At 63.0% G+C, this 9718-nt stretch carries 9 protein-coding genes; 6 read left to right on the top strand and 3 right to left on the bottom strand.

Going from position 1 to position 9718, the window contains the following annotated elements:
- A partial coding sequence (locus tag Q8R73_RS07560) for a sodium:solute symporter family protein (protein ID WP_305718918.1) occupies positions 1 to 1623 on the bottom strand: 1623 nt, incomplete at its 3' end.
- Between the two features lie 11 nt (positions 1624 to 1634).
- A complete protein-coding gene (locus Q8R73_RS07555; protein ID WP_305718917.1) occupies positions 1635 to 1895 on the bottom strand; it encodes a DUF4212 domain-containing protein in 261 nt (86 codons plus the stop codon).
- A gap of 314 nt (positions 1896 to 2209) precedes the next feature.
- Between Q8R73_RS07555 and Q8R73_RS07550 the strand changes: the two genes are divergently transcribed.
- The 3 genes from Q8R73_RS07550 (at position 2210) to Q8R73_RS07540 (ending at position 5834) form a co-directional block, all read left to right on the top strand.
- Positions 2210 to 2833 carry a hypothetical protein gene (locus Q8R73_RS07550; RefSeq protein ID WP_305718916.1) on the top strand — a complete coding sequence of 208 codons (624 nt, stop codon included), beginning with the start codon at positions 2210 to 2212 and terminating at the stop codon, positions 2831 to 2833.
- A 29-nt stretch (positions 2834 to 2862) separates the two neighbouring features.
- The gene (locus tag Q8R73_RS07545) at positions 2863 to 4995 is read left to right on the top strand and encodes a DUF294 nucleotidyltransferase-like domain-containing protein (protein WP_305718915.1); all 2133 of its coding nucleotides are present in this window, start codon (positions 2863 to 2865) and stop codon (positions 4993 to 4995) included.
- A gap of 164 nt (positions 4996 to 5159) precedes the next feature.
- The gene (locus Q8R73_RS07540; protein ID WP_305718914.1) at positions 5160 to 5834 is read left to right on the top strand and encodes a response regulator transcription factor; all 675 of its coding nucleotides are present in this window, start codon (positions 5160 to 5162) and stop codon (positions 5832 to 5834) included.
- Positions 5835 to 5885: 51 nt separating this feature from the next.
- On the opposite strand, the gene Q8R73_RS07535 is transcribed toward Q8R73_RS07540, so the two are convergent.
- Positions 5886 to 7232 (bottom strand): sodium:proton antiporter, encoded by a 1347-nt coding sequence (locus tag Q8R73_RS07535; protein ID WP_305718919.1) that lies wholly within the window; start codon positions 7230 to 7232, stop codon positions 5886 to 5888.
- 439 nt (positions 7233 to 7671) lie between these two features.
- Here Q8R73_RS07535 and Q8R73_RS07530 point away from each other — a divergent pair, with 439 nt between their 5' ends.
- From Q8R73_RS07530 to Q8R73_RS07520, 3 genes are all read left to right on the top strand, one after another.
- Positions 7672 to 7884, top strand: a complete 213-nt coding sequence (locus Q8R73_RS07530) for a hypothetical protein (RefSeq protein ID WP_305718913.1) — start codon at positions 7672 to 7674, stop codon at positions 7882 to 7884.
- 228 nt (positions 7885 to 8112) lie between these two features.
- Positions 8113 to 9153 (top strand): TRAP transporter substrate-binding protein DctP, encoded by a 1041-nt coding sequence (dctP, locus tag Q8R73_RS07525; protein WP_305718912.1) that lies wholly within the window; start codon positions 8113 to 8115, stop codon positions 9151 to 9153.
- Positions 9154 to 9283: 130 nt separating this feature from the next.
- Positions 9284 to 9718: TRAP transporter small permease subunit (locus Q8R73_RS07520; RefSeq protein WP_305718911.1), on the top strand; the 435-nt coding region annotated here is incomplete at its 3' end.

The following is a 9718-nucleotide window of genomic DNA, read 5'->3' as shown; positions in this document are numbered from 1 at the left end:
GCACAGTCCGACGCCGGCAATGCTGCCGCAGACCGCGCCGGTCGATGTCGCGCGCTTCCACCAGACGCCCATCACCAGTGCCGGGAAGTTGCCGGCCATGGCGAGCGAGAAGGCCCAGCCGACCATGGCCAGGATATCCCCGGGTTTGGTAGCGGCCGTCGCAGCCGCAATCACGGCGACGATCAGCAACAGCACGCGGGCGACCATCAGCCGGCGTACGGTCGGGGCGTTGGGATCGACCATCTTGTAGTAGACGTCGTGCGACAACGCGTTGGCGATGGCGAGCAACAGCCCGTCAGCGGTGGACAGCGCGGCGGCGAGACCGCCGGCGGCGACCAGACCCGAGATCACATAGGGAAGTCCCGCGATCTCCGGGGTGGAGAGCACGATCACGTCCGTATTGATGATGAAGTCCTGCAGCCTGACGACGCCGGGATGATCGGCGATCGCTTTGCACGCGGCCACGATGGCGTCGATACTGGAGGCGTTCTTGCCGCAGATCTGGACCAGGCCGAGTTCGCCCCAGTTGAAGATCCATGGACGAATGGCCGTCAGATCACGCCCGATGACGTTGGTGTACACTTCCAGCTTCGAGAACGCCGCGTAGGCCGGCGCCGAGAAGTACAGCAGGAAGATGAACAGCAACGACCATGCCACCGACTGACGGGCCGCACGCACCGACGGGGTGGTGAAGTAACGCATCAGGATGTGCGGCAAGGAAGCCGTTCCGACCATCATGCAGAGGATGATCGCGAAGAAGTTCAGCGGGGTGTAGTTGATGAACGGCGAGATATGCGGCTTCAGGCTGGCGGCGGTCGCAAGACCGGATGCCAGCATCTGCTGCTCCCGCGCCGTGATATCGGCAATGGCCTGTCCGTAGGTCAGTTCGGGGATCGGGATCCCGTAGTTCTTGGTGGACAGGATGACGATCGGGACCAGATAGGCGATGATCAGCACGATGTACTGTGCCACCTGGGTCCAGGTCACCGCCCGCATGCCGCCCAGCATCGAGCAGACCAGGATACCGACAAGGCCGGCGAACACCGCCAGTTCGAACGGCATGCCGAGGAAGCGCGAGGCGATGATGCCGGTGCCGTAGATCTGCGCCGTCACATAGGTGAAGGAGCAGGCGACCAGCACGAGCACGCCGAGCCCGCGGGCGAAATTGCCGCCGTACCGGAAGGCCAGGAAGTCAGGCACGGTATAGGCGCCGAACTTGCGCAGATAGGGCCCGATCAGAATGGACACCAGCACGAATCCGCCGGTCCACCCGAGCACCCAGGCGAGGCCGTCGTAGCCGAGCAGGAACAGGGTGCCCGCCATGCCAACGAAGGACGCCGCCGACATCCAGTCGGCGCCGGTCGCCATGCCGTTATAAAACGCCGGCACGCTGCGGCCGGCGACGTAATACTCCGAAACTTGCGCCGTTCGCGACATAACGCCGATGATGGCGTAGACCGAGATCGTGAAGAACACGAACAGGTAGCCGAGGATTTTGTTCGGGACCCCCATCTGCTCGAGCACCGCGATCAAAATGACGAAGGCGAGAAAGCCTCCGGTGTACATGCCGTAGACTCGCCCAAGGTTATTGAGAAAGTCGGAGCTGCCTGCCTTTGTTGCCATGTCCGTTCCCCTTAATCTTCCTCGGCAAAGCCGAATTCGCGGTCAATCTTGTCCTGCTGTTTCGCAAACATGAACAGCATGACCACGAACACGATGAGCGATCCCTGCGCCGCCATGTAGAAACCGAGCGGGAAGTTCAGGATCGGAATCGTGATCTTGTTGAGCGGCACCACGAACATGTGGATGACGTAACCGAAGAAGAACCAGACCCCGAGATGCATGAACATCAGCCGGGAGGTCTTTGCCCAATGGGCCTCTTCTCTCTGTTTCAAGTCTGTCGATTCAGGCATGGGCTGCAAGTCCTCCTCAAAGCACCGGTCGCAATGCACCGGTTGGAATGATCGAGGGGAATTGCGAATCCCTTCCGTGCGGCACCCCCCCATTGCCGCTCCCCACCCGGTCTTGCGCCGGTATGGGAACAACGAACGCTAACACTACGGGCGGTCAGGCTTAATTATACTTTCGGGGGGTGGCGGATTGTTGCAACTGCGAACAACAGTGCGGTGTTGAGAACGTTGGACTTGCCGGATACCAGATAGGCTAAGCTCACAAGCGGCCCGTGTTCGACCGGCAGGATGAGATCGCAATGAAACTGTTCGAGAAATTGTTTCGCCCCCGCCCGCCGATTCGCGACCGGGACGCGCTGGCGGATTTCGTCGATGCACAATCGGCCTTCATCGTGCAAAAGGGAATCTACGAGTATTCCCGCGCCCGGGCGGGCCACTATTCCAAGGTTCTGTTTGCCGAGAAGGAATTCGCGCAATCCGTCGAGTATTCGCGCTGGCAGGCCTTTCCGCTGGGCCTCTTGATGGTCGGCGAAATGATCAATGGCGTACTGGCTGCCGGGGCCGACGGCATGCAGCGCCGCCACATGCTCGACCAGCTTGTCGTCGTTGTTCTTTCGGTGTTCGACCGCTATCCGGTTCCCCCGTCGATCGGCAAGACCGCCTGGCTCGAAGCCCGCGCCGACCTTGCGCATCGGCTCGATCTGGCCGGCGGTCATGCGCCCAGGCGCGTGATGGATATTCCCGATCCGCTGGCGGAAGCCTATTTCGACATGATGCCGATTCATGAAAAACTGCGCGGACGGGATTTCCAGACCACCCGCAATTATCTCCGCGTCTGTCTGTGCAATATCCACGACGAATTGATCTCGCGCATGGACCGGGCCGCCGTCCAGCAGGCATTGCTCGTTGGCGCCCCGGCATAAGGCCCGGGCCGCCACATGGGGTGAGGGAGATGGACAAGACGAGCGCCGGCGTTCCACTATTGTCGCTCGATGCCGTCGTGATCGATACCGAAACCACCGGGCTGGATCCGCGCAAGGCGCGGGTGATCGAGCTTGCCGGGGTGCGGCTGTCCGGCGGAAAGCTCGCGGGCGATGGTTCGTTCCGTCAATTGCTGAGGCCGGGCGGCGAAACGATCCCGGCGGATACGACGCGCATTCACGGCATCGACGATGCCATGGTCGCGCAGTCGCCGCCCTTCGCGGATGTCTGGCCGGTTTTCAACGGGTTTCTCGGTCAGGCCATCGTGATTGGTCACACCGTCGGGTTCGACCTGGCGGTGCTGAAGCGCGAATGCGACCTTGCCGGCCTGCCGTGGCGGCGACCGCGCACGCTGGATACGCGGCTGCTGGCGCAGATCGCCGCGCCGGAACTGGCCGGTTATACTCTGGAGAAGCTCACCGCGTGGCTGGGCGTCGACGCCGTCGAACGGCATTCCGCTCTCGGCGACGCGACGACCACCGCACTTGTGTTTCTGGCGCTGCTGCCGAAGCTGCGCGACCACGGCATCCGCACCCTTGCCGAAGCCGAGCGGGCCTGCCTCGCCCTCACTTCCGTGCTCGACGGTCAGGCGCAGAGCGGCTGGATCGAGGCCGTCGAGGCGCCGTCGCGCACCGACGCGGAGCGGACCCTGAAGCGCTTCGACAGCTACGCCTACCGGCACCGCAATCGCGACATCATGCGGGCGCCCCCGGTGTTCGTGGAATCCGGCGCGTCGGTCCACGACGTGCTCGCGCGACTGGCCGGCGAGAGAATATCCTCGGTCTACGTGGCGCCGCCCGACGCGTCTGGCGGCGTCAAGGCGGCGGAGACGGGCATTGTCACCGAGCGCGATCTGCTGCGCGCGATCGCCCGATTTGGCGCCGCCGCCCTCGATTTGCCGGTCGGGCAGATCATGAACCGGCCGCTCGCGGCGGTTCCGGCGGACGCCTTCGTCTATCGCGCCATCGGCCGCATGAATCGCCTGAAGACCCGGCATCTCGGCGTGGTCGATGAAGCCGGCTGCGTGGTCGGAGCCTTGTCCGCGCGGGATCTGCTGCGCCTGCGCGCCGGCGAAGCGATATCGCTCGGCGACGAGATCGACGCCGCCATGGACGCTCCCGAACTGGCGGTGGCCTGGGCGAAACTGCCGCAGGTGGCGGATTCGCTGCTGGCGGAAGGCCTGTCCGGCCGCGACATCGCGGAAGTGATCTCGCGCGAACTCGGCGCGCTCACCAGGCAGGCCGCCGTGATCGCCGAGCGGATCATGCGCGAGCGCGGGCATGGCGGACCGCCCTGCGGCTATGCCCTGATCGTGCTCGGATCGGCCGGCCGCGGCGAAAGCCTGCTGGCGATGGACCAGGACAACGCCGTGATCTTCGAACAGGGCGAGCCGGACGGCGAGGAGGATCGCTGGTTTGCGATGCTCGGAACCCATGTCGCGGATATCCTGCATCAGGTCGGCGTGCCCTATTGCAAGGGTGGTGTCATGGCCAGCAACGCGGCGTGGCGCGGCTCGGTCGCGACCTGGCGGGACCGGGTCGGGCACTGGGTCACGCGCTCCAGGCCCGAGGATCTGCTGTCGGTCGACATATTTTTCGACTTGCGGGCCGTCCACGGCGATGGCGGCCTGGCCGTCCTCGTGCGGCAGTCTGCCTTCGACGCAGCCAAGGGGCAGACCGCGTTCGCCAAGCTGCTGGTCGAGGGCATCAGCACGCCCACGAGCCTGAAGTTTTTCGGCGGCATCCGGACCGAAGCCGGCCGCATCGATCTCAAGGCGGCCGGGCTGTTCGGCCTCGTCGCCGCGGCGCGCGCGCTGGCGATCCGCTACCATGCGACCGAACGATCGACGCCAGCGCGATTGGCCGCCGTGATGGCGCTTGTTCACGTCAGCCGGAGCGATCTCGAAGCGCTCGACCAGGCCCACAGCGTGTTTCTCGATCTCATCCTTTCGCAGCAGGTCGAGGATATCGCCCACGGAACCCCGCCTTCCAACACCGTTTCGGTGAAGCGATTGTCGGCCCGCGACCGCGATCGGTTGCATGCGGCGCTTCGCGCGGTCGCGGCCATCGATGCGCTGACCCGCGATCTGCTGTTCAAGGGGTGATGGCGGTTGATGTTGCGTTGCACAACGAGGGGTTAACGCCTTGCGGCGTGACAACATTGTGCGCTTGCATGCAGCCGCCCGTCAGACGACAATCAATTGACCCCGCCAGGCAGACCTTCCTCAAAGCGGTCAATGGTTTGCCGCAACGTCTCACAAGAACATCCATGACTGCCGCCGTCAGCACGCATCTCGTCATCGCCGATGACCATCCGCTGTTTCGGGATGCCTTGCGGCAGGCGGTCGCCAGCGTGGTGCCATCGGCGACGATCGGCGAGGCCGGTTCGTTCGACGAATTGACCTCACTGCTGGAGCGGGATTCCGACGTCGATCTGGTGCTGCTCGATCTGACGATGCCGGGAATCAGCGGCTTCTCCGGCCTGATTTACCTGCGCGCGCAGTACCCCGCGATCCCCGTGGTGATCGTCTCGGCCAGCGATGATGGAGCCACCATCCGCCGTTCGATGGATTTCGGCGCCTCCGGCTTCATTCCCAAGCGGTTCGGGGTCGATACGCTGCGCGACGCGATCGTCAGGATCATGGAGGGCGACGTCTGGATCCCGCCGGACACCGACCTCACCTCCAGCGCCGATCCCGACATGACGCGGCTGCGCGACCGGCTGGTGACGCTGACCCCGCAGCAGGTGCGGGTGCTGATGATGCTGTCGGAAGGTCTGCTCAACAAGCAGATCGCCTACGAACTCGGCGTGTCGGAAGCCACCATCAAGGCGCATGTCTCGGCGATACTGCAGAAACTGGGCGTCGAGAGTCGCACCCAGGCCGTGATCGCCGCCGCCAAGATTTCCGGCGGCCAGTGGCGACAAGGCATGCCGTCGGCGTAGCGAACCAGCCGTATGCCCGGCGAACCCCGCTCCCCGGCATGCGGCAGGATTTTATCGAAAGAAGATCAACGTGGTCAGCGCGAACACGGGAAGAAGGATGCAGCCCGACCACAGCATGTAGCCGAAGAAGCTGGGCATTTTCACGCCCCGTTCCCGCGCGATGGCGTAGACCATGAAATTGGGCGCGTTGCCGATGTAGGTGTTTGCGCCCATGAAGACCGCGCCTGCCGAGATCGCTGCCAGCGTCAGTGCCCCCTGGTTCATGAGGCGCTCCGCATTTCCGCCAGCCATCTCGAAAAACACCAGGTAGGTGGGCGCGTTGTCGAGGAACGAGGACAGAATGCCGGTCAACCAGAAGTACGCCGCGTTGTTCGCCGTGCCATCCGGATTCGTCACGAGTGCTATCAGAGGGGCGAACGCGCCTGACGACCCCGCCTGCAGGATCGCAAGCACCGGAATGATGGTGACGAAGATCGCTGCGAATAGCGCCGCGACCTCGATGATGGGCGTCCATGAGAACCCGTTGGCGGCATGGCTGGCCTTCGGCGTAAGTGCGAGAGATGTAAGCGTCACCAGGATCATTATTCCGTCGCGAAGCAGATTCTGTAGGGCCAGTTCAGTGCCGAAGACAGACACAACTCCGAGCTTCAGCTTGGCGCTCATCAGAATGGCGGCGATGATGACGCCGACCAGGATGAAATTGATGCCGCCGCTCACCCGTATGGGACGGTCGGGCGTCGGATCCTTCGGAAGGTGTCCCTCGCGCCTGAAAATGGCGGTGTCGATCGCGAAAAAGAGCCCGAGCACGATCGCGGTCACGAACAGCGTTTCCGGCAGCAGGTGCGTGGTGGTCCAGAAGAAATCCACTCCGCGAAGGAAGCCGAGAAACAATGGAGGGTCGCCCAGTGGCGTGAGCGAACCGCCGATGTTCGACACCAGGAAAATGAAGAACACGACGACATGGACGTTGTGCGGGCGGTCGTCGTTGGCCCGAATGACCGGACGAATCATCACCATCGAAGCGCCGGTGGTGCCGATGACGCTCGCCAATGCCGTCCCGATTGCGAGCAGGATGACGTTGGTCGCGGGCGTGCCGTGCAGGTTGCCCGTCACCACGATGCCGCTTGCCACGGTGAACAGCGCCAGCAGCAGGAGAATGAACGGAAAATATTCGAGAAAAGCCGTATGGGCCAGCACATGCGATGCGGTAGCCGGGCCGAACCAGATTGCGAGAGGAACGGCAATGAGCAACGCCCAAACGCCCGCTATCTTGGCAAAGTGGTGTTCCCAAAAATGAGGAGCGAGCAGGGGAAACAGGGCAATGGACAGCAGGATGCCGACGAAGGGGAGGGCCCAACCGAGTCCCAGCGTCGCCCCGTCGAGCCCCGCGCCTTCCATCGCAAAACCCGGTGAGGCGAGCGCGACCGTCAGGATCAATGACGCGAGGCCAAGACGCAGGCTCCAGTTACGTCCGATGCGCGCGCCGCCGGATAAAACAGCCATCAGGCCCGCGATGGCCACAGCGAATGGAAGCGGTGGTGAAGATGCACAGCAGCGATCCAGCGATTCGGATAGCCGTCCGGGATCAGCGGTGAAGCCAGGGAGTGTCATGGGGAATCTCTCTCGAAGTCCGCTCTGTATTAGGGAGCATTCGGGCCGCCGCCGCAATCCCCCCGCCGGAAGCCCGCCACCTTCGACGAATGACCCGCGCTGCCGGAAGGGCGCCGCCGGAGAATGGATCGACCTGAAACCATCGCCGCGCTGGCACAGCCGACCATTATTCTGCTAACACCTGTGCCATCGGCACCCAACGCCGCGGCAATTGCGGGAGGACATCATGGCCTATTTCCAGAGAAGAATGGACGGGATCGAGCGTGGCGGCAAAATTGCCGCCGATGTTTTCTGCGTTCTCCTGTTGGGAGTGATGGCGTTGGGCTGCCTCGGCGTTCTGCCCGGCATCATCACGAGCGTGCTGGTCGTGCTGGGGGTGCTCACCATCGATTACTTCACGGCTGACCCGGACGATACGGTTGCCGGTGTCGTTCGATAGGACGCGGACGCCGGCGGCCTATCTGATCCTCTCGTATCTCTGACGAATTATTGCTATCCGCAGTTGCGTGATTTCGGCGCGGCAAATGGATCGCAGGAAACTCGCTGCATTCCGCGTAGCGGAACGCAGGCAAGAACCGTCGATTGACTTGTCGACTCGTCCCATGTTCTCATTCCTCAAAATAAGATCAACGTCTCAGCAAAATCGGGCGGGCGAAGGAGGAGCGGAATGTCGGATCAGAACAGCAAGTTCAATCGTCGAAACGTGTTGATGGGTTCCGTTGCGGCGGTTGCCATGCCTGCGGTCATCGGAACCGCCCATGCGCAGGAAAAGGTTTCCTGGAAGGTGCAGTCGCACTGGCCCAAGGCTTCGGGCTCGTTCAACGACAGTCTCGTCGTGCTCCAGAAGGAACTGGAAGAGCGCACCGGCGGGCGTTTCAAGATGGAATTGTACGGCGCGGGCGAAATCGCGAAGGACCGCGAGATATACAACGTCGTCCGCAAGGGTGTCGTCCAGATGGGCACCATCTCGCCGGCCTACATCCTCGGTGAGGCGCAGGCCATGGGACTGTATTACGGCGTGCCGGGCACGCTGCGCGAAACCTGGGAATTGATGCACCTGACCAAGAATCTCGGCATCGAGAAGATGGTCAACGACGAACTGCGCCCGAAGGGCGTGATCCTGCTGGGCGAAAAGGCCTACCCGACCGAGATCGTGCTGAAGAAGAAGATCAGCTCGGCGGCCGACCTTGGCACCCTGAAGGTGCGTTCGGCCGGCACGATGCTCGATTACCTGTCGGCCGCCGGCACCTCGCCGCAGCAGATCGCCGGCCCCGAGATCTACCAGGCGATCTCGACCGGCGTCGTCGACGGCGCCCACTGGGGCGCGGCGATCGGTGCGCTCTCGATGAAGTTCTGGGAAGTAGCGCCCTATCACATGAAGCCTGCGCTCGGTGTCACCAACGACTGCTGGATCGTCAGCACGGCCGCGCTCGACAAGCTGCCTGCCGATCTCCGGCTGCAGTTCCTCGCCCTGATCGAGGAACGCTACTTCCGTCGTTCGGTCGAGTATTTGCACAAGGAAGCGATCGCGCTCAACACCGGCAAGACCAAGATGAAGGTCGAGGTGGTTCGCTTCCCCGACGACGTACTCAAGAAGTTTGCCGACGCTTCGAAGGGCATCCTCCAGAAGGAAGTCGCCAAGGGACCGGTTGCGAGCAAGGGTGGCGAAGCCCTGACGACGCTGATGAGCGACCTCGGTTACGTCTGACGCTACCGGCCGCCGGCCGGCGGGGCACGGTGGGCGGCATGGCTGAATTTAAAGGTTGTTCCCTGGAAAGTACCGGCGGCGTGAAAGCGCGCCGCCGGCTTGCCGTCGTCAAGCTGATACGGGTCAAAGGATGCTGAAACTCGCCAGGGCGGTCACGCAACTGAATATCTGGATCGGCAAGGTCGCCGCATGGCTGATCGTGCCGATTTTCCTGCTGCTGATGGCTGACGTGATCATGCGCTACGTCGTCGGCAGCGCGGCGATCTGGACCGCCGAGTTCGCGCAGCTGATTTTTGGCGCGTATGCGGTGATTGCCGGCGGTTACCTTCTGGTCGAGCGCGCCCACGTCAATGTCGACATCATCTACGGCAAGTTCAGCCGCGCGAACAAGGCGGTCGTCGATCTCGCTACCTCGTTCCTGTTCTTCCTCTTCCTCGTGGTGCTGATCTGGCAGGGCGTCGATATGGCCTGGGACTCCGCGGCCAAGTTCGAAAGGTCGTCCAGCCTCTGGAATCCGCATATCTGGCCGGTCAAGATCGTCATTCCGGTCGCCGCCGTGCTGTTG

The sequence above is a fragment of the Bradyrhizobium sp. genome, from assembly GCF_030697065.1.
Lineage (GTDB): Bacteria > Pseudomonadota > Alphaproteobacteria > Rhizobiales > Xanthobacteraceae > Bradyrhizobium.
The sequence above is the reverse complement of the archived record's forward strand: the minus strand, read 5'-3'. Positions and strand labels throughout refer to the sequence as shown.

Excerpts from the sequence above, each read along its gene's own strand:
- Q8R73_RS07550 (WP_305718916.1), top strand. The coding sequence starts at position 2,210 with ATGAAACTGTTCGAGAAATTGTTTCGCCCCCGCCCGCCGATTCGCGAC.
- Q8R73_RS07545 (WP_305718915.1), top strand. The coding sequence starts at position 2,863 with ATGGACAAGACGAGCGCCGGCGTTCCACTATTGTCGCTCGATGCCGTC.
- Q8R73_RS07540 (WP_305718914.1), top strand. The coding sequence starts at position 5,160 with ATGACTGCCGCCGTCAGCACGCATCTCGTCATCGCCGATGACCATCCG.
- Q8R73_RS07535 (WP_305718919.1), bottom strand. The coding sequence starts at position 7,232 with ATGGAAGGCGCGGGGCTCGACGGGGCGACGCTGGGACTCGGTTGGGCC.
- Q8R73_RS07530 (WP_305718913.1), top strand. The coding sequence starts at position 7,672 with ATGGCCTATTTCCAGAGAAGAATGGACGGGATCGAGCGTGGCGGCAAA.
- dctP (WP_305718912.1), top strand. The coding sequence starts at position 8,113 with ATGTCGGATCAGAACAGCAAGTTCAATCGTCGAAACGTGTTGATGGGT.